Origin of the sequence: Enterobacter sp. CPE_E1241 (genome assembly GCF_045618265.1) — a bacterium.
GTDB lineage: Bacteria > Pseudomonadota > Gammaproteobacteria > Enterobacterales > Enterobacteriaceae > Enterobacter > Enterobacter adelaidei.
On record NZ_JBIWYV010000001.1, the window covers coordinates 897,605 to 924,500 of the forward strand.

General features: G+C 53.8%; 23 protein-coding genes. 6 read left to right on the forward strand and 17 right to left on the reverse strand.

Going from position 1 to position 26,896, the window contains the following annotated elements:
- The 16 genes from ACJ9Y9_RS04320 to thpR all read right to left on the reverse strand — a co-directional run bounded on the left by ACJ9Y9_RS04320 (window position 1) and on the right by thpR (window position 14,216).
- Window positions 1-1,083 carry a fimbrial protein gene (locus tag ACJ9Y9_RS04320; protein ID WP_050482910.1) on the reverse strand — a complete coding sequence of 361 codons (1,083 nt, stop codon included), beginning with the start codon at window positions 1,081-1,083 and terminating at the stop codon, window positions 1-3.
- Window positions 1,084-1,099: 16 nt separating this feature from the next.
- Entirely contained in the window at window positions 1,100-1,717 is a 618-nt protein-coding gene (locus tag ACJ9Y9_RS04325) for a fimbrial-like protein (RefSeq protein WP_315959238.1), read from the reverse strand.
- A 28-nt stretch (window positions 1,718-1,745) separates the two neighbouring features.
- Window positions 1,746-2,297: a fimbrial protein gene (locus ACJ9Y9_RS04330; protein ID WP_028018328.1), complete on the reverse strand. Its 552-nt coding sequence runs from the start codon at window positions 2,295-2,297 to the stop codon at window positions 1,746-1,748.
- A 25-nt stretch (window positions 2,298-2,322) separates the two neighbouring features.
- Window positions 2,323-2,901 carry a fimbrial protein gene (locus ACJ9Y9_RS04335; RefSeq protein ID WP_028018327.1) on the reverse strand — a complete coding sequence of 193 codons (579 nt, stop codon included), beginning with the start codon at window positions 2,899-2,901 and terminating at the stop codon, window positions 2,323-2,325.
- A 27-nt stretch (window positions 2,902-2,928) separates the two neighbouring features.
- Window positions 2,929-5,517, reverse strand: coding sequence for an outer membrane usher protein (locus tag ACJ9Y9_RS04340; protein WP_028018326.1), 2,589 nt, complete (start codon window positions 5,515-5,517; stop codon window positions 2,929-2,931).
- A gap of 62 nt (window positions 5,518-5,579) precedes the next feature.
- A complete protein-coding gene (locus ACJ9Y9_RS04345) occupies window positions 5,580-6,323 on the reverse strand; it encodes a fimbrial chaperone (protein WP_080282792.1) in 744 nt (247 codons plus the stop codon).
- Window positions 6,324-6,397: 74 nt separating this feature from the next.
- The gene (locus ACJ9Y9_RS04350) at window positions 6,398-6,988 is read right to left on the reverse strand and encodes a fimbrial protein (protein ID WP_050482924.1); all 591 of its coding nucleotides are present in this window, start codon (window positions 6,986-6,988) and stop codon (window positions 6,398-6,400) included.
- 289 nt (window positions 6,989-7,277) lie between these two features.
- Window positions 7,278-7,658 (reverse strand): aspartate 1-decarboxylase, encoded by a 381-nt coding sequence (gene panD / locus ACJ9Y9_RS04355; RefSeq protein WP_006810068.1) that lies wholly within the window; start codon window positions 7,656-7,658, stop codon window positions 7,278-7,280.
- 33 nt (window positions 7,659-7,691) lie between these two features.
- Window positions 7,692-8,543, reverse strand: a complete 852-nt coding sequence (panC, locus tag ACJ9Y9_RS04360; protein WP_028018323.1) for a pantoate--beta-alanine ligase — start codon at window positions 8,541-8,543, stop codon at window positions 7,692-7,694.
- Between the two features lie 11 nt (window positions 8,544-8,554).
- Window positions 8,555-9,346 carry a 3-methyl-2-oxobutanoate hydroxymethyltransferase gene (gene panB / locus ACJ9Y9_RS04365; protein WP_028018322.1) on the reverse strand — a complete coding sequence of 264 codons (792 nt, stop codon included), beginning with the start codon at window positions 9,344-9,346 and terminating at the stop codon, window positions 8,555-8,557.
- Between the two features lie 122 nt (window positions 9,347-9,468).
- Window positions 9,469-9,948: a 2-amino-4-hydroxy-6-hydroxymethyldihydropteridine diphosphokinase gene (gene folK / locus ACJ9Y9_RS04370; protein WP_028021378.1), complete on the reverse strand. Its 480-nt coding sequence runs from the start codon at window positions 9,946-9,948 to the stop codon at window positions 9,469-9,471.
- On the reverse strand, window positions 9,945-11,342 hold the full coding sequence (gene pcnB / locus ACJ9Y9_RS04375; protein WP_028018320.1) for a polynucleotide adenylyltransferase PcnB: 1,398 nt from the start codon (window positions 11,340-11,342) through the stop codon (window positions 9,945-9,947). The genes folK and pcnB overlap by 4 nt, the downstream gene beginning before the upstream one ends.
- Window positions 11,343-11,384: 42 nt before the next feature.
- On the reverse strand, window positions 11,385-12,275 hold the full coding sequence (gene gluQRS, locus ACJ9Y9_RS04380) for a tRNA glutamyl-Q(34) synthetase GluQRS (protein WP_028018319.1): 891 nt from the start codon (window positions 12,273-12,275) through the stop codon (window positions 11,385-11,387).
- 59 nt (window positions 12,276-12,334) lie between these two features.
- Window positions 12,335-12,790 carry an RNA polymerase-binding protein DksA gene (gene dksA / locus ACJ9Y9_RS04385; protein WP_001155232.1) on the reverse strand — a complete coding sequence of 152 codons (456 nt, stop codon included), beginning with the start codon at window positions 12,788-12,790 and terminating at the stop codon, window positions 12,335-12,337.
- A 176-nt stretch (window positions 12,791-12,966) separates the two neighbouring features.
- Window positions 12,967-13,671, reverse strand: coding sequence for a DNA/RNA nuclease SfsA (gene sfsA / locus ACJ9Y9_RS04390; protein WP_028018318.1), 705 nt, complete (start codon window positions 13,669-13,671; stop codon window positions 12,967-12,969).
- The gene (gene thpR, locus ACJ9Y9_RS04395) at window positions 13,671-14,216 is read right to left on the reverse strand and encodes an RNA 2',3'-cyclic phosphodiesterase (RefSeq protein ID WP_028018317.1); all 546 of its coding nucleotides are present in this window, start codon (window positions 14,214-14,216) and stop codon (window positions 13,671-13,673) included. The genes sfsA and thpR overlap by 1 nt, the downstream gene beginning before the upstream one ends.
- Window positions 14,217-14,289: 73 nt before the next feature.
- Here thpR and hrpB point away from each other — a divergent pair, with 73 nt between their 5' ends.
- The 6 genes from hrpB (at window position 14,290) to fhuB (ending at window position 25,526) form a co-directional block, all read left to right on the forward strand.
- Window positions 14,290-16,719: an ATP-dependent helicase HrpB gene (gene hrpB / locus ACJ9Y9_RS04400; protein ID WP_028018316.1), complete on the forward strand. Its 2,430-nt coding sequence runs from the start codon at window positions 14,290-14,292 to the stop codon at window positions 16,717-16,719.
- A 79-nt stretch (window positions 16,720-16,798) separates the two neighbouring features.
- A complete protein-coding gene (gene mrcB / locus ACJ9Y9_RS04405; protein ID WP_028018315.1) occupies window positions 16,799-19,324 on the forward strand; it encodes a bifunctional glycosyl transferase/transpeptidase in 2,526 nt (841 codons plus the stop codon).
- 235 nt (window positions 19,325-19,559) lie between these two features.
- Window positions 19,560-21,809, forward strand: a complete 2,250-nt coding sequence (gene fhuA / locus ACJ9Y9_RS04410) for a ferrichrome porin FhuA (RefSeq protein WP_028018314.1) — start codon at window positions 19,560-19,562, stop codon at window positions 21,807-21,809.
- 50 nt (window positions 21,810-21,859) lie between these two features.
- On the forward strand, window positions 21,860-22,657 hold the full coding sequence (gene fhuC / locus ACJ9Y9_RS04415; protein ID WP_028018313.1) for a Fe3+-hydroxamate ABC transporter ATP-binding protein FhuC: 798 nt from the start codon (window positions 21,860-21,862) through the stop codon (window positions 22,655-22,657).
- Window positions 22,657-23,547: a Fe(3+)-hydroxamate ABC transporter substrate-binding protein FhuD gene (gene fhuD / locus ACJ9Y9_RS04420; protein WP_028018312.1), complete on the forward strand. Its 891-nt coding sequence runs from the start codon at window positions 22,657-22,659 to the stop codon at window positions 23,545-23,547. The genes fhuC and fhuD overlap by 1 nt, the downstream gene beginning before the upstream one ends.
- Entirely contained in the window at window positions 23,544-25,526 is a 1,983-nt protein-coding gene (gene fhuB / locus ACJ9Y9_RS04425) for a Fe(3+)-hydroxamate ABC transporter permease FhuB (RefSeq protein WP_028018311.1), read from the forward strand. The genes fhuD and fhuB overlap by 4 nt, the downstream gene beginning before the upstream one ends.
- A 34-nt stretch (window positions 25,527-25,560) precedes the next feature.
- On the opposite strand, the gene hemL is transcribed toward fhuB, so the two are convergent.
- Entirely contained in the window at window positions 25,561-26,841 is a 1,281-nt protein-coding gene (gene hemL / locus ACJ9Y9_RS04430) for a glutamate-1-semialdehyde 2,1-aminomutase (protein ID WP_028018310.1), read from the reverse strand.
- Window positions 26,842-26,896 lie beyond the last annotated feature (55 nt).

Here is a 26,896-nt window from a genome sequence, read left to right on the forward strand (position 1 = left end):
TTATTCGTAAGTAATACTGAAGGTGGCCGCCGTCTGGAAATCGCCCGAGTTTACCGCACTACCATCCGGTACAACTTGCGCCGAATAGTTGTAGCTGGTGTTAGCCCCCCAACTATCACGAATATCGCTAACGCTGACTGAACCATCAGGCATCATCTGAACGTTATGATCGGTATTCATGATCTTCACGGCGACGCCTGATGCACTCCCGCCGCTTTTAGCGAGCAGACCCGTAACCGAAGACGGATATCCGCTCACCATTTTGACCGTCAGTCTTGACGCGTAACAATTCTGCGTACTAAAGCTAAAAGGCACTTCTTGTGTACTGTTTTTCTTAATATCACTGACAAAATAGTCGCCCAGGTTGACGTTGTTCGAACCATTCTGCAACTGTATTGAGCAGGTCAAGTCGGGAATGCGAAAGTTCAGCGTGCTGTCCGTCATCGCAAAAGTAATGACGGGTTGTCCTGAAGGTCCAATCCTGAACTGACCAATGGTTCCTGCTAAAGAGTGACCCGTTGAAATGCCTTTTTCAGGTTTAAAATCAGGGGTCCTGAAATATTCTATACGTAATGTCCAGTTAGAATCAGCTCCTTCCCAGGTAAATCCCCCCTGGGAAGGAAATACATTTTCGTTACCCCCTCCGGCAGGATAGTCTAGCTCCAGGGTATCGTGGTTCGAACCACAGTTATCCGCCGAGCTACACCATAAAGTCGCGCTATAGACAATCCCTGGTATGCTTGTTTTAAAAAGTGCCTGCCCACTAGGTCCTGTATATTTTGTATCAAGCAGACTGCTGTCAGTGATCACATGAACGGAGTTATCCCAGGGGGATGCACTTTTACATCCAATAGGATTACTACCGCGAAAAATAATATTATAATCGTACGTCCCGTTGGCTTCTTCTACGAAGTCAATATAACCATCAATGATCCCCATATTCAGATCCACTGTAACAGGATCGTTTGGAACGGTATAAATACCGGCAGAGCCGGAGTTGATATAACAGCTCTGATCCGCCAGAGCTGGCTTTATTATAATCAGCGATAGTAACCCTACTAGCGAGAATATTATTTTCTTCATTACATTTCCTTGTAATTTATTCATACATGACGTTAACCAGAACATTGCTGGTAATTCTTCCCGCGGTAATTGGCCCCGTGTTCTGATAACGAGTATAGAAATCGTAATCCGTCAGATAAGCAAAGTTTTTTTGCTGCGAGGTGACATCGTAAACCACATCAGAACTGCCATCTGGTTTTAAAACGTTCTGATGAAAGGTGTCTGAAAAAATGACAAGACCGACATTTTTGGCTCCGTCACCTTCCAGCTCTTTATCGTTAGCAAATACCTGCTTATTGCCCACTGCCAGAGATCCCGATTGTGGTGTAAAGCTAAAATGTAATTTGCTTGCCGCACCACTAGCTATATCATCACAATCAGTCACTTGTACAGAAAACCGCGTTCCGCCTGCATCCTGGGCTGCATTGTATTTATTACTGCCATCGGTATTGAAAAACCAGCTGCGGGCAACCACCGGCAACTGAACCTGGCCGCCGTTCGAGACGTTAATTTTACAGGTATTGGCAACAATATTGGCCCTGATATTAACGTCCATCCATGCCCCATCCGCATGGGATGAGGCTGGGATCAGCAAACCTGAAATAACGGCCAGCAGCAGCCTGTATTTTTTTATAAATAACGGTGTATTTCGCATCGTCAAGCTACCGCCTGTTCTTTATGACTTATTGATAGGTGACCAGAAACGTAACAGGTGAAGTAACCGACCCTGTAGTGACATCAGCAACGGTCTTACCGTCAGCAACCACAACGCGTGAACTCAAATTATACGTTGCTGTACCTGACGAAATAGTCACGGTTTCGGTTTGTGGTGATTTACAGCTCAGTTGGGTACCTGTCGCTGAATCCCCATTCCACAGTTCAAATGCCGTATTGTTATTTGCACCAAAATTCAGGCTGGAGGCGGAGGAACAACTGCCACCTGCACCAGTGGTTGCTCTGATGGCTGCTGAAGACACACCAGCACAACCGGTGAAGGCAATTTTGAATGCCTCTTCACGGGTTTTATTGGCCAGATCGGATTTGAAGACATCACCGAAATTGATCTGGGATGTTGGTGCGCCAGAGGCATTCTGCACCTGAGCGCTACAGGTCCCCGCTTCAATGGTGGTGTTGAAGGTTGCTGAAACACTGCTCGTCCCGGTAATGGTCGCAGACGCGGTTGCGGATACTAATCCCAGAACAGAGAGGGCAAAGATCGTAGGTTTAAATTCCATTATAGTTTCTCCGTTTTCTGTCTGGTTATTCGTAATAGAAGTTAAAAGTGGCGACGGCGCTAAACGTACCTGTCGTTGCACTGCCTGCCTGGGTTTCTACCAGTTTGGCGGTTAAAGGTACTTCTTGTGCTGAGATTTCACCCGGGGACCAGACAATACGTTTACTGTCATCTGTCGAGTTGATCTCGAAAGGCGCTGTTGGCAATGAACTACGTGCGATCGACACCCCAACATAGCTGGCGCCGCCAGAAGCCGCGGTAATGCCGTTCGCAATAGCTGTTTTAACCGTTGATGCTGAACCGCTTACGGTTGTTTTCAGTGAAGAGAGACTGGATGGACACTCTGTCAGCACCAGTTTGAAATCGGTTGTCGCTGTACCTGCCGCAATCGTGTCAATACGGGTTTTCCCGCTGGTTCCAAGCGTAATAGTGTTGTTTTTACCATCGCCTGTTCCACCACTGATGGCCATATCACAGGTGGTTTCCCGGATGTTGGCCGTGAAGGTAACGTCGAGATTATCCGAAGCCTGGGCATAACCGCTGGTGACGGACAAAAGCGTTGCTGCATAAATGCAGCGAACGAAATGATTCAAAGTGAACTTCATGAGTAAAAACTCCCTGTTATAAATGAATTACATCCGGCACAGTTGATGGGTTAGAAGAGTGGTCAAACCCGCCTTCTGTGCATTGGGTTGAATCTGATATTGAACGTTACAGGCGCTTTGTTGCCCGTTACCCCAGACAACCCTGAGTGTGCCTTTATCTTCAATACCGCGAACATAGGCTTGCCCGGCCTGACCCACACTGCCAACGATCTCGCCCTTTTCGTTCAGCACGTCGGCACCGAGAGGAATAAAGCCTTTGTCAGAACGCTGGAGCTCAAGTACTGCCGAACGACCTTCGTTGGTTTCGAAATTCACCAGCACCACCGCACCGCTACGCGGTACGGCAACCGTGCTGGTATTTTTCACTTCAACGTCGGCACTCATGGTGCTGGTGTCGAGGCCGATACGGTTTTCGCGGTAGGCGGAAAGATAAGGCATGATGGCGTAGCCGGAATTGCCGATCTCACCGTCACCGTTATTCAGACGTGCCCCTTTTGCTCCACTGGCTTTAATCAGTGCCAGCGAGTCGGTATCACTGATGCTGCCTGGTGCCAGCGTGATCCCACCGGAATGCAGCAGCATCCCGCCGCTATAACTGGCAGAATATTGTTGCTGGTTGTCATCGCTCGCTGAGGCAGAAAGGCTTAGCGGACCATAAGGGCTGTTATAGCTGCCATAGCCGCTGATCTGATTGAGCGTATTATCATCCGTTCGGTTATTACTGGTCGTCACACTGTAGTTGAAACGATTGTCCTCGGTATTGCCGTTCGCAGTGGTATTGAGGCTCGTGCTTCCGTTGAAATCAGAGTTCAGACCCACGTTAACGCTGTTGAAACCAGCAGGGTGTTTACCCGTACCAAACAACGCATCGAACGGCAGGCTGACGTTGAGGTAAACGCTGTCTTCCTGTTCACCAAATTCATCATAAGTACGCTGCAAGGAGACGCTGTAACTGCCATAGGTAAAGGCGTTGCTATAACCCACGGTATAGTTAGAGCTTGAACGGCTGCCATCCCAGTAATCCTGCCAGCTACCGTTGACGTACATCGAACCATAATCCACTTTGCCAGTGCGTAGCGGCTGGCTGATGTTGACCTGAATTTGGTTTTTCATACGCTGGAAGGTGCTATACACATCCTCGCTGTTACTGCCGGGTTTCAGCTCCTGATCGCGATACTTCACGCGATCGGCCAGTGAGGCCGCATCGTGCAAGCTGAGGTAATCTTCCGTGGAGAAGCGGTAGGCTGCCACGTTTAATGACGTATCCGTTGCCGAGAGCATCTTACTGAAGGAGAGTCGATAACTCTGGCCTGTCAGCGTACGAAGCCCGTCGATATCTGCGCTGGAATGGGTAACATCCAGTGCAAATGCACCGATCTCAGTGTTCATGGCAAGACCTGCGAGGCCCGCGTAAAAACCGGTGTCCATATATTGCAGGCCGGTATACCCGGTGAAGGTATTGTTCAGCCCGTAATAGAGGGTGGCATAAGCCACTTTTGGTGAGTCATGCAATGAATCGTCATGCAATTCGCCGGCACCAACATCCCAACGTGCGAAGCCCGGACGTAACATTTGAGTCACGGATGAATACGGGACCGAGAAAGAGCGCTTGCTGCCATCGGCTTCCTCGATAGTCACCAGCAGGTCGTTGCCGTAGCCCGTGGTGCTGAGATCGGAAATCTCAAATGCACCCGGTGGCACGGTTGTTTCATAAATCTTGTTCCCGCTTTGTGTTACAGAGACACGGGCGTTGCTGTTAGCAACACCGCGGATGACAGGCGCATAGCTGGAAAGCCCGTTCGGCAGCATACGATCGTCATTATAAAGACGTAAACCGCGCAGGCCGATCGAGTCAAATGCGTCACCACGCGTGTAAGAGTCGCCAATCAACATCTGAGCTTTAAGCGGCGTGATATCTCTCTGCAGATAAATATCCTGGTTTGAGTAATCGCTGCCGTTTTTTTCATTCCAGTTCAGACTCCCGCGTGAACGGAAACGCCACGGGCCTAAATTGGCACCGTAACGTAAGCCTGCATAGGCGCTGTCACTGTTGCTGCCCGTACCTTCACTGTGCCAGGCGTTGAGGTCGTAGGACGCCATTGCGACAGGAATACCTTCTTCCCAGAGTGAAGGGTCGACATATCCCTGAGGAAGTTTAAGCACGTACAGCTGGGGAACGGTCAGATCCAGTTCTTGAGTTGACGAGTTAAAGTTGACCGTCGCACCAGGGAACGCTTTCGTGATATCAAAACACGTTGCCGCATCGCTAGAATCTGTTTTTTCGAGCGATTCAGTATTAATACCGACCTGTCTCAGCGTTGTTAACGTCATACACGGCGTAGCACGCGGTGTGCCGTTATCTTTAAACTCGACTTCGGTAGTTATTTTTGCTTTGCCATTAACATTTATTTTGGTCTGATATTTCCCCGGTAAAATAGGGTTACCTTGCGAAAAACGACCCACGTCGATTTTATTACCCGTGTTAAATAAAAACTGGTCGTTAAACTCGACATCATCCGCTGCGGTATTGACAGTGGATTTAATATCATCCGCGATAGCATTCAGAGGTATTGCCGCACTAATAGAAAGGCACAGAAATGAACGTCGAAAAAACATTATTATCCCGATCCGTGTGTTGCCGATAACGTGTTCGGCATAGCCATGTAATATGATTATTATTAGTTAAGCGCTGCTTCTTGTTCTTGCATTCCACCAAAGTCATTAATAGATGCATAATTAACTTTGCCGTTGCTAATGCCAGTCAGCCCTTTCACTTTCATTGTTTCGCTGGAGAACGGTTTCACAGAACTACTCTCCACTTCATATTTTTTGCCATTAACAGTCAGAGAAGCAGAGGCAATGGAAACGTTGTATGCAGAATCATTCTTCGCAACCAGCACAACATCGTTAGCAACTTTTTTCTGCGACCAGATCAGGTGTTTTGCAGATTCATCGGGTGAACCTTTGAGTCCTGTTGGGCGGAAAAAGAGTTTGATACGCGTGCGGAAAGCCAGTTGCAGCATATTCTGATCGCCATTGTTTTTGGCTTTGGGTGGTACTTCCAGCACGTTAAACCAGAACAGTGATTCACGGTCTTTGGGTAATGACTGGCCGAGTGAGGTAATGCGGATAGACTGGCCTTTTTGCGCTTCTACGCGAGTTACCGGCGGTGTAATGACAAACGGTAATTTAAGCTCCTGAGGGTCGGTCGTGTCGCGGCCATCATCCAGCCATGACTGAACGAGTAAAGGGTGTGAGCCTCTGTTTTCCAGATTCACCACAACATCTTTTGCTTTTTCAGGATAAATAATACGGGTTCCGGAGATAACAATATCAGCGTGGGCATGACATGCCATTATGCTGGTCAGCACAAAAGAGAGTGCTTTCATTCCTTTGATCATTTTTGCATTAAGCTGTCGCATATCCACTCCAGGATAATTGAGATAAACAAGCGCCCACGGCTAAGCGGGCGCATTATTAAATAAATAATCGACGATTATTCGTAGCTCATGGTGAAGTAAGCGTTAGCAGAGACTTTACCCGCAGTGACTGGGTTAGTGTCTTTCACCCATGCAGAACCTGGAACGTAAGCCACACGGTAGTACAGTTTGCCGGAGCCATTGGTCACTGGTGCAACCTGCGTGTTATTGTCAGGCTGACCAACCATAATACGATCGGTATTGCTGGTGGAGTTGTTATACATCGCCAGGCTTACGTTGGTTGCTGAACCTGCAACGTTAGAGTCTGGATCAACGGTACCGTTAGCCACGGAACCCATGTTTTTAGACATGAAGTTTGCGGAAGCTTTAGATACAGTTCCTGGGCAGTTTGTCAGCAGCAGTTCGAAGTTTTTCGCGCCAACACCTTTATCGATAGTGGTGCTTTCAACGTCGGATTTTTTAACGACTGGCAGTGCGATAGTGATGTTGTTAGTACCTTCACCATTGTTGGTGGTAATAGTACAGGTGGTATCGGTAACTGCGCCGTCAAATGTGATCAGGCCAAGATCGGTAGCAGCGAAAGATGAAGAGGAACCCAGTGCCAGAACTACGGTAGCAGCTGCCATGCTAATTTTTTTCAGTGACATAACAATATCCATGTAAAAGATTAAAAAGCCAAACATTGTTTTTGGCGGACGGATAATAGAGTGCACACTAAAAAAAGTAATTTTAAATTTACTTAAAATGGGCTTTAGCTATTCTGTTTTTTCAAATAAACCAGTTGGTTAATAGTGGTATTGTGAAAAGATTAAATAAAATCTTAAAAAAATGGAAAGGACTGGCGGAATATTTATTTTTGAAGAATAATATTTCTTGGTGATAATTATATCTGCCGGCCCGAATTATTTATCTGGCGATATAATTCGGGCCTTTTTATCAGGCAACCTGAACAGGAATTGCCTTTGCGGTGCGTTTCATGTCGTTGTCGCCTTCGAAGTAGGCCACTTTCGGCTGCCAGCGGCGCGCTTCTTCGTCGGACATCATGACGAAGCTGGCGATGATTACGATGTCACCCACGTCAGCGCAGTGTGCTGCCGCGCCGTTGACGGAGATAATTTTTGAGCCGCGCTCGGCGGCAATCGCGTAGGTAGAGAAGCGTTTGCCGTTGTTCACGTTCCAGATATCAATCGCTTCATTTTCAAGGATGCCAGCCGCGTCCAGAAAATCCTGGTCGATTGCGCAGGAGCCTTCATAGTGCAGGTCGGCCTGGGTGACTTTCACACGGTGAAGCTTACCTTGCAGCATTTTGCGAATCATTACGTTTACCTTTAATCGTCCGGGTAGAGAAAACTACGCCAGCTCAACCACTTTATTGTCAATAAGGCGGGCCTGGCCGAGCCATGCCGCCACCAGGATCACCGCACGTTTGCTGGTCTCTGCAAGCTCCAGCAGCGTATCGGCATCGCGAATTTGAACGTCGTCAGCGCGGAAACCTTTTTCGTTCAGCGCTTGTTCGGCCAGGGCGATAATCTCTTCTGCACTTAATTCTTTAGCCAGAAGTTGCTCAGCCATGGTATTCATGACCTTGCTTAAGCCCGGCGCGATTTTGCGCTGATCGGCCGTCAGATAGCCGTTACGGGAGCTGAGCGCCAGACCGTCTTTGGCACGCACAATCGGCACGCCGACGATCTCGATATCGTAACCCATATCGGCAACCATCTTGCGGATCAATGCCAGTTGCTGGAAATCCTTCTCGCCGAAGCAAGCAACGTCTGGCTGCACCAGATTGAACAGTTTGCTGACGATGGTGGACACACCGCGGAAATGACCCGGACGGCTCGCGCCTTCCAGCATGGTGGAAATGCCCGGAACGTCAACGTAAGTTGCTTCGTCGGTACCCTGAGGGTAGACATCGGCGGGAGCTGGGGAGAAGACAATATCCGCATGGCGTTTTTTGAGCTTCTCGCAATCTTCCTGCAGGGTGCGCGGGTAGCGTGCCAGGTCGTCGGCGCGGTCAAACTGCATTGGGTTAACGAAGATACTGACCACCACGATGTCTGCCCGGGCTCTCGCCTCATCGACCAGCTTCATATGGCCGTCATGCAGGTTGCCCATGGTCGGGACCAGTGCGATGCGTTTACCTTCCTGACGTGCACGACGGATGTGCTGGCGCAGCAGCGGCAGGGTTTCAATGATTAGCACAACGAGACTCCTTAATGGAAACTGTGTTCTTCGCCCGGGTAAACGCCGGACTCAACCTCGGCAATATACTGCCTGACCGCAGCGCGCATGTCGCCCGCTTCCGTGAGGAAATTTTTGGCAAATTTCGGGATATGTCCGCCAGTAATGCCAAAAGCGTCGTGCATCACCAGGATCTGGCCATCCGTCACGTTACCTGCGCCAATACCAATCACCGGAATCGACAGCGCGTCGGTGATGCGTTTTGCCAGCTCAACCGGAACGCACTCCAGCACCAGCAGTTGTGCGCCTGCGGCTTCCAGGGCGAGGGCATCATCGAACAGCGTTTGTGCGGCATCGCCACGGCCCTGCACTTTATAACCGCCAAAGATGTTCACGGATTGCGGCGTCAGGCCCAAATGACCGCACACCGGCACGGCGCGCTCGGTGAGCATTTTCACCGTATCAACGAGCCAGGTGCCACCTTCGATTTTGACCATGTTGGCCCCGGCACGCATCACGACTGCTGCATTTTTAAAGGCTTGCTCTGGCGTGGCGTAGGCCATAAACGGCAGGTCGGAAAGTAGCAGGCAGGCTGGCGCACCACGGCGCACGGCACGGGTATGGTAAGCAATATCCTCAACCGTAACCGGCAGGGTGGAATCATGTCCTTGTACCGTCATCCCTAACGAATCTCCGACCAACATGACGTTGATACCCTCTTCGGCAAAGAGTTTGGCGAAGCTGTAGTCATACGCGGTGATGGTGGCGAAGCGTTTTTTTTCCTGTTTGCATTTCTGCAGTAAGGAGATGGTGGTTGGTTTCATACTGTTTCCTGATAGCCCAAAAGCGAATCTTTGCGCATTTTAACAGTAACATTCGGGGGAACAATGATTTTAGCTAACCGATTAACGGCAAATATTTCAGGGTTAATCGGTAAGATGCAGGATTACCAGCGAGCGGGTCTTTCCGCCTTGAGAGTGTCCAGAATGGCTTTCAGCGAGATACCATCCGGAAAGGTGAGGTCGGGTGCAACTTCGAACAGCGGCCAGAGCATAAAACCCCGGTTTTTCATGTCGTAGTGTGGCACGGTGAGGCGGTCGGTGTTTATGATCTCATGACCAAACAACATAATATCGAGATCGAGAGTGCGCGGCCCCCAGCGTTCGGCTTTGCGTACGCGACCCTGCTGCAGTTCGATGCGCTGAGTATTATCCAGCAGCGTTTCGGCATCCAGAGTGGTCTCCAGCACAACGGCGGCATTGAGATAATCTGGCTGATCCTGCGGGCCCAACGGTGGGGTACGGTAAAACGAAGAGACGGCCACGATCCGGCTTTGCGGAATTTCGCCCAACGCCTGTACGGCAGCGTTAACCTGCTCCAGTGGAGAGGCTAAATTGCTGCCGATGGCGATATACGCGAGGGTCATGAAGCACCTTCACGACGCGGCGCGCGTTTGCGCGGACGACGATGACGGCGACGTGGTTCCGGCTCTTCATCCAGCCCGGTGAGCATATCTTTCTGTTCAGGCGGGGCGGAAACCTGGAACTCGGCCCACCATTGCGCCAGACGCTGTAGCTCCTGATTCCTTTCAATTTCAGCCCGCAGTGACAGCAGATCGAATGCCGCGCGGAACTTAGGATGCTCCATCAACTTCCAGGCACGTTTGCCCTGACGACGGGACATACGCAACTGAAGCTGCCAGATATCACGCACCAGCGTGGTAATACGTTTCGGGATCGCCAGCGTACGGCACCCTTCGTCCAGCACGTCGTTCGCAGCCAGTGCGAAGGCATCGTAATAGGCGAGACCGCTCTCCTGAGTGATTCTTTGAGCCGTTTCCAGCAGTGGATACCAGAACATCGCCGCAAACAGAAACGCCGGATTCACGCGCATATCGTTGCGAATACGGGTATCGGTATTTTTCAGCACCTGCGCAATCATGCGCTCCATCGGGCTGTCACCGCTTTCGGTGAAGTAGCGGGTAATGGTCGGGAACAGCGGCTGGAACAGGTTGTATTCGCGCAGCAGATTATAAGTTTCAAAGCCGTGGCCGGCCTGCAGCAGTTTCAGGGCTTCCTCAAACAGACGGGCAGGGGGCACGTCGTTGATCAGCGTCGCCAGACGGGGAATAGGCTCTGCCGTTTCCGGGCTGATGCGCATATTCAGCTTGGCGGCGAAACGCACGGCGCGCAGCATACGCACGGGATCTTCACGATAGCGCGTTTCCGGCGTGCCAATCAGACGAATCAGACCTTCTTTCAGGTCCTGCATACCGCCGACGTAATCACGCACGGTGAAATCCGCCACGCTGTAGTAAAGGCTATTGATCGTGAAGTCACGACGCTGGGCATCCTCCTCGATAGAACCGAAGATATTATCGCGCAGCAGCATACCGTTCTGGCCGCGCTGCGACGTGGTGCGATCCGATGCGCCCGCTTCATGGTGGCCGCGGAAGGTCGCCACTTCGATGATCTCCGGTCCAAACATCACGTGAGCCAGACGGAAACGGCGGCCAACAAGACGGCAGTTACGGAATAATTTACGCACCTGCTCAGGCGTGGCGCTGGTCGTCACGTCGAAATCTTTTGGCTTTTTGCCCAGCAGTAAATCACGCACTCCACCGCCCACGAGATAGGCCTCGTAGCCCGCTTTATTCAGACGATAGAGCACCTTGAGGGCATTTTCACTGATATCTTTGCGGGAAATATTGTGCTGCTCACGCGGAATAACCGACATGTGTGGCTGTGCAATAGCATCATTCGCCATGCTCTCTTCGCGGCTTAGCACTTTACGGCAAAAATTAGCGACTCGGGTAAAAATGGTACACCTCGTAGTGTGTTTTGTTATGAAAAAAGCGGCTAATCATAGCTCAGCGCAACGCATTTGAGAATGCTGGATTTTTTGCACCGCCGTGAGCGTCCAGTGGGCGATCGCCATTTTCAGCAGTTCGTCAATACGCAGATCCTGCCATTCGTTGGTTACATTCTGGTTGAGAAATCGCAGCGCGTCGATCAAAACCGGGCGTGGATCGCCGTGTGGCAGGGCTGGCGCATGGTTTTGCTTCGACAGCTTACAGCCATGTTCATTGACTGCCAGCGGCAGATGAATGTAATCCGGCGCTTTCCAGCCAAACTGGTGATAGAGCGATATTTGCCGCACGGTAGGTTCAACAAGATCTGCGCCACGAACGATTTCCGTGACGCCCTGGAAATGGTCATCCACGACAACGGCCAGGTTGTAGGCGAACAGACCGTCACGGCGGTGGATAATAAAATCTTCACATGCCAGACGTTCATCGGCATGGATCTTGCCGGAGAGTAAATCGTTAAAGTGTGTCACCGGGGAGCGCTGCTTGATGCGCACGGCGGCATTTTCCGGGGGAAGATTAAGCGTACGACAATGACCGTCATAAACCCCTCCCACGCTCTGGATGCGTGCGCGGGTACAGGTGCAGTTATAGGAAAGCCCCTGAGCGCGAAGCCAGGCCAGCCGTTCCCGATAAGCGTCGTGACGTTTTGACTGCCAGAGAACGTCGTCGTCCCAGTGAAGACCGTAATGTTCCAGCTGACGCAGAATGGTGTCTGCTGCACCGGGAACTTCACGCGGAGGGTCAATATCTTCAATGCGAACAAGCCATTTGCCCTGGCTGGCACGAGCCTGCAGGTAGCTGCCGAGCGCGGCAATTAATGAGCCGAAGTGTAATTCACCGGAAGGAGATGGCGCGAAGCGCCCAATATAGTGTGATTCAGACATATCAACAGTAACAAGGCGGGAGTGACTCCCGCCTTTGGAGTGTGTAAACAGCGCTGGTATTAACCGGCCATCTGTTTTTCGCGGATTTCAGCCAGTGTTTTACAGTCGATGCACAGGTCGGCGGTTGGACGCGCTTCCAGGCGACGAATACCGATTTCAACACCACAGGATTCGCAGTAGCCAAAATCTTCGTCTTCGACTTTTTTCAGCGTTTTCTCGATCTTTTTGATCAGTTTGCGTTCGCGGTCACGGTTACGCAGTTCGAGGCTGAACTCTTCTTCCTGAGCGGCACGGTCGACCGGATCCGGGAAGTTAGCAGCTTCATCCTGCATATGAGTAACGGTGCGATCGACTTCATCCCTGAGTTGATTACGCCATGCTTCAAGAATACGCTTGAAGTGCGACAGCTGGGCTTCGTTCATATACTCTTCGCCCGGTTTCTCTTGATACGGCTCCACCCCAGCGATGGCGAGAATACTCAGGGACGATGTTTTACGGTTTTGCCCTTCTTGCATGTTGCTTCTCCTTAACACGCACTATCGATCCCCGTGTCGGGGGAAAAATCAGGTCGCTATAAATAGCAGATGCTTTTCCGGATGGCAATTATCTAAACGTAACACTTGACAAGCCTGTGAGGAAAAGCGTATTTGCGCACGCGGCCAGAACACTTAATCATCAATCGTCTAATCCCTTATAAGACAATGGGAAGAGAGGATCTCAGAGTCATATTATCGGCAGAAAGTTCCGCTTTATAAGCCAAAACCTCTACCCCCTGCTTTTGTGCCTCATTCAACAATTGCGCGTATTTAGGATCAATATGGCGGGCAGGAGAGAATCGTTCAATGGCTGAATGCAACACCGCAAACAGCAATACGGCGCGTTTGCCCGCCGCCGCAACACACATTAGCTCTCGCAGATGCTTCTGCCCGCGTAGCGTTACCGCATCCGGGAAGTAGCCATTTTCCTGTTCCGCTAACGTCACTGATTTTACTTCAATATAGCACTCAGGCCTGTCTTGCGCCTGTAACATGAAGTCAATTCTGCTGCCTTCATCGCCATATTTCACTTCACTTTTATGCGTGTCATAGCCCACCAGTTCAGGAAGGGCATTATTCATTAGCGCTTCTTTAACCAGTTGATTGGCACGCAGGGTGTTAACACAAATAAATGCCCCGTTTTGTGTTTCGGTCATTTCCCAGGTATGGGCATATTTGCGCTTCGTGTTTTCTGATGTGGAATACCAGACCCGGTCACCCGGTGTCGCACATCCCGTCATGGCTCCGGTATTGGGGCAGTGCAGGGTGAGCTGTATTCCTTCAGGCGTAACTACATCTGCGAGGAAGCGTTTGTAGCGTTGAATCAGCGTGGCGTGCTGCAGGGGAGGGCTAAACTTCATCAGGCGTCCTTAACGGTGTTGCCCAGCGTCCAGCGCTGTAGCGGCGTGTAGCGGGTGCGTCCTTGTGCAAAGACGGATTCATAAAGTGCGAATTCATTAACCGGAAAGGCCCAGTGAAAACCTGGTGGTGGGATGACAACGGCCTGACCTGCATCGCGCAGCAACGTGATATGCGGATGAAACGGTTGCGGGCTCTGGTAACAGCCGCTGCGTGCCGCCTGGGCGCGCAGCATATTTGCAAGCTGTAATATCCCACGAGGCGGCTGGCGCGTACCCAGCCAGACCACCCGCGAGCGCAACCACTGCCCGGCATCATCAAGGTGTAGCGTAAATCCCGGTTGAGAGATCCGTCCGGCCATTGATGCCAGGGCCCGCTGTTTATCGGCGCTCACATCACCCAGAAAGGCCAGCGTCAGGTGCAGGTTAGCCGCGGCAACAGGGCGACCCGCTTCCGGCGGGAAGTGCTCAGCGCGCCAGCGAACAATTTGCCGCTGTATTGGGGCGGGTAATTCAATAGCAAAAAACAGCCGTTTCGACTCAGACATACGGGGGACTCGGTAATGATATGCGCCGATGCTACAATGTACGCCGACTAATGTTAACCCTCTGGAGCTGTTAGTGTCCTCATTGCCGGTCGCCGTCGTCCTTCCCGAGCTTCTCGCTGCCTTACAACATGCCCCGCAGGTTTTACTGAACGCCCCGACAGGGGCCGGTAAATCCACCTGGCTGCCACTGCAGATCCTGAAAGACGGGAATATCAGCGGGAAAATTATCCTGCTGGAGCCGCGGAGGCTGGCCGCGCGCAACGTGGCACAACGCCTGGCGGAATTGCTTAACGAAAAACCGGGCGAGACGGTGGGTTACCGTATGCGCGCTGAAACCTGTATCGGCCCAACCACGCGGCTTGAAGTGGTGACCGAGGGAATTCTCACCCGCATGCTGCAAAACGATCCTGAACTGACCGGCGTCGGGCTGGTGATTCTGGATGAATTCCACGAACGCAGCCTGCAGGCGGATCTGGCTCTCGCGCTATTGCTGGATGTTCAACAGGGGCTGCGTGACGACCTTCGGCTGCTCATCATGTCGGCGACGCTGGATAACGAACGGCTGCAGCAGACGCTGCCTGATGCACCGGTGATAGCCTCGCAAGGGCGAGCGTTTCCCGTAGAGCGCCGTTATCAACCGCTGCCTGCCCATCAGCGTTTTGATGAAGCGGTCGCCATCGCCACCGCAGAACTGTTGCGTCAGGAACCCGGTTCGCTGCTGCTTTTTTTACCCGGTGTGGGCGAAATCCAGCGTGTGCAGGAGCACCTGGCCTCCCGTGTCAGCAGCGATGTACTGTTGTGTCCGCTCTACGGCGCGCTGTCGCTGGCCGACCAGCGTAAAGCGATTCTCCCCGCGCCTGCGGGGCAGCGCAAAGTGGTGCTGGCAACCAATATTGCGGAAACCAGTTTGACCATCGAAGGTATTCGCCTGGTGGTGGATAGCGCGCAGGAGAGAGTGGCAAGCTTTGACCCGCGTACCGGGCTGACGAAACTCCTGACGCAACGTATAAGCCAGGCGTCGATGGTACAGCGCGCAGGCCGTGCAGGACGTCTTGAGGCGGGTATCTGCCTGCATTTGACCAGCGCAGAGCAGGCTGAACGCGCGGCACAACAAAGTCCCCCGGAAATTTTACAAAGTGATTTATCAGGTCTGGTGATGGATCTGCTGCAATGGGGCTGTCCGGATCCGGGACAACTGACCTGGCTTAATCCGCCTCCTGTCGTAAACCTCACCGCAGCACGTACACTGCTGGCCCAGCTTGGCGCGCTTGAAGGCGAGCGTCTGACGACGCGCGGCCAGAAAATGGCTGCGCTGGGCAACGATCCGCGTCTGGCCGCAATGCTGGTTGCCGCGCAAGGGGAAGATGAAATTGCCACGGCTGCGAAACTGGCCGCTATTCTTGAGGAGCCGCCGCGTGGTGGCAGCAGCGATCTGGCGCAGGCATTTTCACGCAATCAGGGGAACTGGCAGCAACGGGCACAGCAGCTCAGCAAACGGCTAAACAGCCGTGGCGGCTCGCCAGACACTGAAATTATCGCGCTGTTACTGGCACAAGCATTTCCGGACCGAATTGCGCGCCGACGTGGGCTGGACGGTCGCTATCAGTTGGCAAATGGCATGGGCGCGATGCTGGACAGCGATGATGCCATGACGCGCCATGAGTGGCTGATCGCGCCGCTCCTGCTGCAGGGCAGCCAGTCGCCGGATGCTCGGATATTACAGGCGATAGCTGTCGATATTGAGGCCCTGACACGTGCATGTCCGCAACTGCTTCAGCAATCTGATATCGTCGAATGGGATGACACCCAGGGCACCCTGAAGGCGTTTCGGCGTAGCCAGATTGGCAAACTGACCCTCGGCACGAAGCCACTGGCGAAGCCGTCAGAAGAAGAGTTGCATCAGGCGATGCTGAACGGCATTCGGGAAAAAGGGTTGAACGTACTGAACTGGACGCCAGAGGCGGAGCAATACCGTATTCGTCTGCACTGTGCCGCGCGCTGGCTGCCAGAATATGCCTGGCCTGCGGTGGATGATGAGACGCTGCTTGCCTCGCTGGAGAGCTGGCTGCTGCCGCAAATGCGCAGTGTACACTCGCTGCGGGCACTAAAAGCCCTGGATGTTAAGGTCGCGTTACAGAATTTACTGGACTGGTCATTACGTCAACGTCTGGATAGTGAACTGCCAGGGCATTACACTGTGCCGACCGGAAGCCGGATTGCCATTCGTTATCACGAGGATAATCCTCCGGCGCTGGCGGTACGCATGCAGGAGATGTTTGGTGAGGCGACCACGCCATCCATCGCTGAAGGGCGCGTGCCGGTGGTGCTTGAACTGTTGTCGCCTGCTCATCGTCCGCTACAAATCACCCGCGATCTGGGGGCGTTCTGGGCGGGCAGCTACCGGGAAGTGCAAAAAGAGATGAAGGGTCGATATCCCAAACACGTTTGGCCGGACGATCCGGCGAATACCGCGCCGACACGGCGTACGAAGAAATATTCTTAATTGAGAGATTTCTTCTTTCACGGTGATGTGGAAGAAAAGAGAATCGGGCCTTTGCGCCTGAAAGTTGCGGAGAAAAAGCATGGCGGGGAATGACCGCGAGCCAATAGGACGTAAGGGAAAACCAACGCGTCCGGCGAAAGAAAAGGTAAGCCGTCGTCGCCTCAGAGATGAGGACTATGACGATGACTATGAAGATGATTATGAGGATGAAGAACCGATGCCGCGTAAAGGGAAAGGCAAAGGGCGTAAGCCTCGGGGTAAACGCGGCTGGTTCTGGCTGCTGCTGAAGCTGTTCATTATTTTTGTTGTGCTGATGGCGATTTACGGCGTCTATCTGGATCAGAAGATCCGCAGCCGTATCGACGGTAAAGTCTGGCAATTGCCTGCGGCAGTATATGGCCGCATGGTGAACCTTGAGCCAGATATGTCCATCAGTAAGAACGAGATGGTGAAACTGCTGGAAGCCACCCAGTATCGTCAGGTGTCGAAGATGACGCGCCCGGGTGAATTCACCGTGCAGGCGAAGAGCATCGAGATGATCCGCCGTCCGTTTGATTTCCCGGACAGCAAAGAGGGACAGGTGCGGGCGCGTCTGACCTTTGACGGCGATCGTCTGGACACCATCGAGAACATGGATAACAACCGCCAGTTCGGTTTCTTCCGTCTTGATCCTCGCCTGATCACCATGCTTTCGTCAGCAAACGGTGAACAGCGTCTGTTTGTGGCCCGTAACGGTTTCCCGGATCTGCTGGTGGATACGCTGCTGGCAACCGAAGACCGTCACTTCTACGAGCACGATGGCATCAGCCTTTACTCCATAGGGCGTGCGGTGCTGGCGAACCTGACCGCAGGGCGCACGGTGCAGGGGGCGAGTACGCTCACCCAGCAGCTGGTGAAGAACCTGTTCCTCTCCAGCGAACGCTCTTACTGGCGTAAGGCCAACGAAGCGTACATGGCCGTGCTGATGGACGCGCGTTACAGCAAGGATCGTATCCTTGAGCTGTACATGAACGAAGTGTACCTCGGCCAAAGCGGTGATAACGAAATCCGTGGTTTCCCGCTGGCGAGTCTGTACTACTTTGGTCGCCCGGTTGAAGAGCTGAGCCTTGACCAGCAGGCGCTGCTGGTCGGCATGGTGAAAGGGGCGTCAATTTATAACCCGTGGCGTAACCCAAAACTGGCGCTTGAGCGTCGTAACCTGGTGCTGCGTTTGCTGCAGCAACAGCAGGTGATCGATCAGGAGTTGTACGAGATGCTGAGCGCTCGTCCACTCGGCGTTCAGCCGCGCGGTGGCGTGATCTCGCCTCAACCTGCGTTTATGCAGCTGGTGCGTCAGGAGCTGCAAAGTAAGCTCGGTGATAAGGTTAAAGATCTCTCCGGCGTGAAGATCTTCACTACCTTTGACTCCGTAGCGCAGGATGCCGCGGAAAAAGCGGCGGTGGAAGGCATTCCGGCGCTGAAGAAACAGCGCAAGCTCTCCGATCTTGAAACCGCGATGGTGGTGGTTGACCGTAACACCGGTGAAGTGCGCGCGATGGTGGGCGGGGCTGAACCACAGTTTGCAGGTTACAACCGCGCCATGCAGGCGCGTCGTTCGATCGGCTCTCTGGCAAAACCAGCGACCTATCTCACTGCGCTGAGTCAGCCAAACCAGTACCGCCTGAATACCTGGATTGCGGATGCGCCAATTTCCCTGCGTCAGCCTAACGGCCAGGTATGGTCACCGCAGAACGATGATAAACAGTTCAGCGGCCAGGTGATGCTGGTGGATGCGTTAACCCGCTCCATGAACGTACCGACGGTTAATCTGGGCATGTCACTGGGCCTGCCAGCGATTGTTGATACCTGGCAGAAACTGGGTATTTCGAGAGATCAGCTGAATCCGGTACCGGCGATGATTCTGGGTGCGCTTAACCTGACGCCAATCGAAGTTGCACAGGCGTTCCAGACCATTGCCAGCGGGGGGAACCGCGCACAGCTGTCTGCGCTGCGTTCAGTAATAGCTGAAGATGGTTCCGTGCTGTATCAGAGCTTCCCGCAGGCTGAACGTGCGGTGCCCGCTCAGGCCGCCTATATGACGCTGTGGACGATGCAACAGGTTGTGCAGCGTGGTACCGGGCGTCAACTGGGAGCGAAGTATCCGGGTCTGCATCTGGCGGGTAAAACCGGGACCACCAACAACAATGTCGATACCTGGTTTGCCGGTATTGATGGCCGTGAAGTGGTGATCACCTGGGTCGGTCGCGATAACAACCAGCCGACCAAACTGTACGGCGCAAGCGGCGCGATGTCGATTTACCAGCGTTATCTGGCGAATCAGTCCCCGGTGCCGCTGAATCTGGTCGCGCCGGAAGACATTGTTGATATGGGCGTGGATGGTTCCGGTAACTTTGTCTGCGGCGGCGGGATGCGTACCTTGCCGGTCTGGACGACCAACCCGGACGCGCTGTGTCAGCAAAGTCAGCCAGAACAACCATCGGGCAATCCGTTTGATTCGTCTTCTCAGCCACAGCAGCCGCAGCAGCAACAGCCGCAGCAGCAGAATGAGAAGAAAGACAGCGACGGTGTCGCCGGCTGGATTAAAGATATGTTCGGCGGTAACTAGCCTTTTAAAGCCCTCTTCCCTGGAAGGGGGCTTTTTTTACCCGTAGACCTCATTTCGTTAACCCTCGCTTTAACTCTGATTAACCCTTCGTTTTCTCTTGATGATTTCTTAAACCCTTAATTCTCATAGGGCTGCTTACTGCTTGCTATGCAACCAGCGTTTCGCATATTATTTTGGCGCTCATAATAATAATTCTCGTTTACGTTATCATTCACTTTCACATCAGAGATTCAACATGGCGCTTTCCAATACTGCTCAGCCAATGAACACGTCGCTGCGTAAACTCGCGGTCGTCGTCGCCACAGCGGTTGCCGGCATGTCGACTTATGCACATGCTGCCGAAACCCCGAAAAAAGAAGAAACCATTACGGTAACCGCAGCGCCTGCGGCACAGGAAAGTGCCTGGGGACCCGCTGCGACTATCGCTGCACGGCAATCCGCGACCGGAACGAAAACGGACACCCCGATTCAAAAGGTCCCACAGTCCATTTCGGTCGTGACTGCTGAAGAGATGGCATTGCATCAGCCACGCTCTGTTAAAGAAGCGCTGAGTTATACCCCAGGTGTTGCGGTCGGCACGCGTGGTGCGTCCAATACCTATGACTACCTGCTCATTCGCGGTTTCGCGGCCGATGGTCAGAGCCAGAATAACTACCTCGACGGTATGAAGATGCAGGGCAACTTCTATAACGACGCGGTGATTGACCCCTATATGCTGGAGCGCGCTGAAATCATGCGTGGTCCGGTTTCTGTTCTGTACGGAAAAAGCAGCCCTGGTGGCTTGCTGAATATGGTGAGTAAGCGCCCAACCACTGAGCCGCTGAAAGAGATCCAGTTCAAAGTGGGTACTGACAGCCTATTCCAGACTGGCTTTGACTTTAGCGATGCGATCGACGACGACGGCGTTTACTCCTACCGTTTAACCGGCGTGGCGCGTTCTAACAATGCCCAGCAGGAGCGTGCGGAAGAACAGCGTTATGCTATCGCGCCATCGTTCTCCTGGCGTCCGGATGATAAAACCACCTTCACGTTCCTCTCCTATTTCCAGAACGAGCCTGAAACGGGCTACTACGGCTGGCTGCCAAAAGAGGGAACGGTTGATCCGCTGCCAAACGGCGATCGTCTGCCGACTGACTTCAACGAAGGCGCGAAGAACAACACCTATTCCCGTAACCAGAAAATGGTGGGGTATAGCTTCGATCACGCATTCAACGATACCTTTACCGTGCGTCAGAACCTGCGTTTTGCCGAGAATAAAACTTCGCAAAACAGCGTTTACGGCTATGGCGTCTGTACCGATCCTGCAAATAGCGGCAACAAACAGTGTGCAGCGTTAGCCCCGGCAGACAAAGGCCATTACCTGGCGCGTAAATACGTTGTCGATCATGAAAAACTGCAGAACTTCACCGTTGATACTCAACTGCAGAGCAAATTCTCTACCGGTGAGGTGGACCACATTCTGCTGACCGGCGTTGACTTTATGCGTATGCGTAATGACATCAACTCCTGGTTTGGTTATGACGATTCTGTACCGCTGCTGGATCTCTACCATCCGGTGAACAGCGATTTTGATTTCGGCTCAAAAGATCCTGCAACTTCCGGCCCTTATCAAATTCTCAACCGCCAGAAACAGACAGGTCTGTACGTTCAGGATCAGGCGCAGTGGGATAAAGTGCTGGTAACCCTTGGTGGCCGTTATGACTGGGCCGATCAAGAGTCTTATAACCGTGTAACGAACACAACAGCCAAACGTGATGACACGCAGTTCACCTGGCGCGGTGGTGTTAACTATCTGTTCGACAATGGCGTAACACCTTACTTCAGCTATAGCGAATCCTTTGAACCGGCTTCCCAGACTGGTGCGAGTGGCAACATCTTTGCTCCGTCTAAAGGTAAGCAATACGAAGCGGGTGTGAAATACGTGCCGAACGATCGTCCGATCGTGATTACCGGTGCGGTATACCAGTTGACGAAAACCAACAACCTGATGGCTGATCCAGCGGGCTCATTCTTCTCCGTTGAAGGCGGTGAGATCCGCTCCCGTGGCGTAGAGCTGGAAGCGAAAGCGGCATTGTCTGCGAGCGTTAACGTTGTCGGTTCTTACACCTATACCGATGCGGAATACACCACGGACACCAACTACAAAGGCAACACGCCAGCGCAGGTGCCGAAACACATGGCCTCCGTATGGGGGGATTACACCATGTTTGATGGCCCGCTGTCTGGCCTGACGTTGGGTACTGGCGTTCGTTATACCGGTTCCAGTTTCGGCGATCCGGCGAACTCCTTCAAAGTGGGCAGCTATACCGTGGTTGATGCACTTGTCAGATACGATCTGGCGCGTGTAGGGATGGCCGGCTCAAACGTCGCGCTTCACGTGAACAACCTGTTCGATCGTGAATATGTTGCCAGCTGCTTCAACACCTACGGTTGCTTCTGGGGTGCTGAACGTCAGGTTGTAGCCACTGCGACCTTCCGCTTCTAATCTCTCTTTGGGCACGGTTCGCCGTGCCCTTTTTATTTAAGTTGGCTGACATGCAGGATAATAAAACGCAATCCGACACCACTTTTACGCTCAACAATCTCTCCTTTCGCGTACCCGGGCGCACCTTGCTGCATCCGCTCTCTTTGACATTCCCTGCCGGTAAAGTCACTGGCCTGATTGGTCACAACGGTTCCGGTAAATCGACTTTGCTTAAGATGCTGGGCCGCCATCAGCCGCCTTCGGAAGGCGATATTCTGCTGGATGACCAACCGCTGGAGAGCTGGAGCAGTAAAGCCTTTGCCCGCAAAGTCGCGTATTTGCCGCAGCAGCTGCCGCAGGCGGAGGGGATGACGGTGCGTGAACTGGTAGCGATTGGGCGTTATCCGTGGCACGGGGCGCTTGGGCGTTTCGGTGTCGCCGACAGAGAAAAAGTGGAAGAGGCGATTTCGCTGGTGGGATTAAAACCGCTGGCACACCGTCTGGTGGATAGCCTGTCCGGGGGCGAACGTCAGCGCGCGTGGATTGCGATGCTGGTGGCTCAGGACAGCCGTTGCCTGCTGCTGGATGAACCCACTTCTGCGCTGGATATTGCCCATCAGGTTGACGTTCTGGCGCTGGTGCATCGCTTAAGCCAGCAGCGTGGGTTGACGGTGATTGCGGTCCTGCACGATATCAACATGGCCGCGCGTTATTGTGACTACCTCGTCGCGCTGCGTGGCGGGGAAATGATTGCGCAGGGCACACCACCCGAACTGATGCGCAGCGAAACGCTGGAACACATTTACGGAATTCCAATGGGTATTCTGCCTCACCCGGCCGGGGCAGCACCGGTGAGCTTTGTATACTGATGCTGGATTCAATGCAAATGAGCCGCCGTCGCCTGCTGACGGCAATGGCGCTATCACCGTTGTTATTAAAAATGAATACGGCGAATGCCGCCGCCGTCGATCCGCACCGTATAGTGGCTCTGGAGTGGTTGCCAGTCGAGCTGATGATGGCGCTCGGCGTCACGCCTTATGGCGTAGCGGACATTCCCAACTATAACCTCTGGGTGAACGAGCCGAAGCTGCCGGACTCGGTGATCGACGTCGGCCTGCGGACTGAGCCAAACCTTGAACTGCTCACTCAGATGAAGCCGTCATTTCTGTTCTGGTCTGCGGGGTACGGTCCGTCAGAAGAGACAATGGCGCGTATTGCGCCCGGTCGAGGTTTCTCCTTCAGTGACGGTAAAAAACCGCTGACCATGGCGAGACACTCTATTAACGAGATGGCGCATATCCTCAACCGTGAGGCGGAGGCTAAAAAGCATCTCGACGAATTCGACGCCCTGATTGATTCCCTGAAGCCGCGCTTTGCCCATCGGGGCGATCGCCCGCTGTTGATGATGACGTTACTGGATGCCCGCCATATGCTGGTCTTTGGCAAAAACTGTCTGTTCCAGGACGTGCTCGACAGTGTTGGTATTCGCAATGCCTGGGAAGGTGAAATGAACTTCTGGGGCAGTACGACCGTAGGTATTGACCGCCTGGCGGCATTTCGTGATGTCGACGTGCTGTGTTTCGACCACGGCAACGAACGTGGCATGCAAACGCTGATGGCCACTCCGCTCTGGCAGGCGATGCCGTTCGTGCGTGAGCAGCGTTTCCAGCGCGTGCCAGCGGTATGGTTCTACGGCGCGACGCTGTCGGCCATGCATTTTGCCCGCGTGCTGGATAATGCGCTGGGAGGTAAAGCATGAGTACGCGTATTGCACGCTTCCCGGCATTGCTGTTGTCCTTACTCTTCCTTGTTGCGCTGGTCTTAACCTGGTTCAACCTGTCGACGGCATTGCCGCGCGGGGAGTGGGGCACCGCGCTGACAGCCCCGGATATCAACAACATTCAGCAGATGGTGTTCCACTACAGCCTGCTACCGCGTCTGGCGATCTCGCTGCTGGTCGGGGCCGGGTTAGGCCTGGTGGGCGTTTTGTTCCAGCAGGTACTGCGTAATCCTCTGGCAGAGCCGACGACGCTGGGTGTTGCAACAGGTGCGCAGCTAGGGATCACCATTACCACGCTGTGGGCGCTGCCCGGCGCGTTAACCACGCAGTTTGCGGCTCTCGCGGGGGCATGTGTGGTGGGGGCGCTGGTCTTTGGCGTGGCCTGGGGTAAACGCCTGTCCCCCGTGACGCTAATCCTGGCCGGGCTGGTGGTCAGTCTCTATTGTGGCGCGATTAATCAACTGCTGGTGCTGTTCCATCACGATCAGCTGCAAAGCATGTTCCTGTGGAGTACCGGAACCCTTACCCAGACTGACTGGAGTGGTGTTGAGCGTCTGTGGCCGCAGCTAATTGGCGGTGTACTGCTGACCCTGCTGCTCCTGCGTCCGTTAACGTTAATGGGGCTGGATGATGGTGTGGCGCGTAACCTGGGGCTGGCGCTGTCGCTGGCTCGTCTGGCGGCGCTGACGCTGGCAATTGTATTGAGCGCTTTGCTGGTAAACGCCGTTGGCATCATCGGGTTTATTGGCCTCTTTGCACCACTGCTGGCAAAAATGCTCGGCGCACGGCGTCTTCTGGCGCGCCTGATGCTTGCCCCACTGATTGGCGCGCTGATCCTCTGGCTTTCCGATCAGATCATTCTCTGGCTGGCGCAAGTCTGGAGGGAAGTGTCGACGGGATCGGTGACCGCGCTCATTGGTGCGCCGCTGCTGCTTTGGCTGCTCCCGCGTCTGCGCAGTATTAGCGCACCGGCGATGGATGTCGGCGATAAGGTTCATGCTGAACGTCAGTCAGTACTGTGGTTTAGCCTTACCGGTCTGGCGGTGCTGATTATTGCCTCGTTTGCCGCATTGGCTTTTGGGCGTGATGCGGTGGGCTGGCACTGGGCGATGGGCGATTTATTCCATGAACTGCTGCAGTGGCGCTGGCCGCGGGTGCTTTCCGCGTTAATTGCCGGGGTCATGTTGGCCGTCGCGGGCTGTATTATCCAGCGCCTGACCGGCAATCCGATGGCCAGCCCGGAAGTGCTGGGGATTAGCTCTGGCGCGGCGTTCGGCGTGGTGCTGATGTTGTTCCTCGTGCCGGGAAATGCATTCGGCTGGTTGATGCCTGCGGGGAGTATTGGTGCGGCGGTGACGCTGTTAATCATCCTGATTGCTTCTGGTCGCGGTGGTTTTTCCCCGCACCGAATGCTGCTGGCCGGGATGGCGCTCAGTACGGCATTTACCATGTTGCTGATGCTGCTTCAGGCGAGTGGCGATCCGCGTATGGCGAAGATACTGACCTGGATTTCCGGCTCAACGTACAGTGCTACCGGCAGCCAGGTTGTTCATACCGGGATCGTGATGATCGTGTTACTGGCGGTAGTGCCGCTGTGTCGTCGCTGGATGACCATCCTGCCGCTGGGTGGCGAAACCGCACGTGCGGTCGGGTTAGCGCTAACGCCAACGCGCGTGGCGCTACTTCTGCTGGCTGCGTGTCTGACAGCGACGGCCACCATGACGATAGGACCGCTAAGCTTTGTGGGGTTGATGGCTCCGCATATCGCCAGAATGATGGGTTTTCGCCGGACCATGCCGCATATTGTGATGTCGGCGCTAACGGGCGGGATAATGCTGGTGTTTGCGGACTGGTGCGGAAGAATGGTGCTGTTTCCCTATCAGGTCCCGGCAGGTCTGCTGTCGACCTTTATTGGCGCGCCGTACTTTATTTATCTGTTGAGAAAGCAGAGCAGGTAGGCCGGGTAAGCGTTAGCGCCACCCGGCAATGCCCTTAGAGCTTCGCGAACACCTTACGCGCCGCGTCGATGGTGTTATTGATATCGTCTTCGCTGTGCGCCACGGACATAAAGCCCGCTTCGAACGCTGACGGAGCCAGGTACACCCCTTCTTCCAGCATCAGGTGGAAGAAACGCTTGAAGCGTTCGACGTCACATTTCACCACATCCTGATAGCAGGTGACGGTTTTCGCATCGGTGAAGAAAATTCCGAACATCCCACCTACGTGGTTCACCACCAGAGGGATCCCCGCTTCTGCAGCGGCTTCCAGCAGACCGTTTGCCAGCTGAGTGGTGAGGTCAGTCAGGGTCTCATGAATACTTGGCTGAGCCACCTCGGTCAGGCAGGCGAAGCCCGCAGCCATCGCGATCGGGTTACCGGAGAGCGTTCCCGCCTGGTAAACCGGGCCTGTTGGTGCCAGGGCTTCCATCACATCCTTACGGCCACCGAATGCACCGACTGGCATACCGCCGCCGATAATTTTGCCGAGGCAGGTCAGATCAGGCTCAACGCCATAATAGGACTGGGCACCCGCCAGCGCTACGCGGAAGCCGGTCATCACTTCGTCAATGATCAGCAGCGCGCCGAATTCATCACACAGTGCGCGCAGGCCCGGCAGGAAATCAGGCTGCGGTGGGATGCAGTTCATGTTGCCCGCAACGGGCTCAACGATAATGCAGGCGATCTCCTGTGGATATTGCTCGAACGCAGCGCGAACGGTATCCAGATCGTTATAGGTACAGGTTAGCGTGTGCTTTGCGAAATCAGCCGGTACACCCGGAGAGTTTGGCTGGCCGAGGGTCAGCGCGCCGGAGCCCGCTTTCACCAGCAGGCAGTCCGCGTGGCCGTGGTAGCAGCCTTCAAACTTGATGATTTTGTCGCGGCCAGTAAAACCACGCGCCAGACGGATGGCGCTCATGGTGGCTTCGGTACCGGAGTTCACCATGCGCACCATGTCCATGGTGGGCACCAGTTCAGTCACCAGCTCCGCCATTTTCACTTCCATCTCGGTTGGCGCGCCGAAGCTCAGGCCACGCTGAGCCGCTTCAATCACCGCGTTACGAATAGCAGGGTGGTTATGCCCCAGTACCATCGGTCCCCAGGAACCGACATAATCAATGTAGGCTTTGCCATCGACATCATACAGATACGCGCCGTCAGCACGTTCGATAAACAGCGGCGTGCCGCCAACGCCGGTAAAGGCGCGTACAGGTGAGTTCACGCCACCCGGAATAAGCTCGCGGGCTGCACTGTAGAGGTTTTCAGACTTGCTCATGGCGTCGTTCCTGGTTCGTATAAAATGATTAAGCACACTATTCTAAGTGATCCGC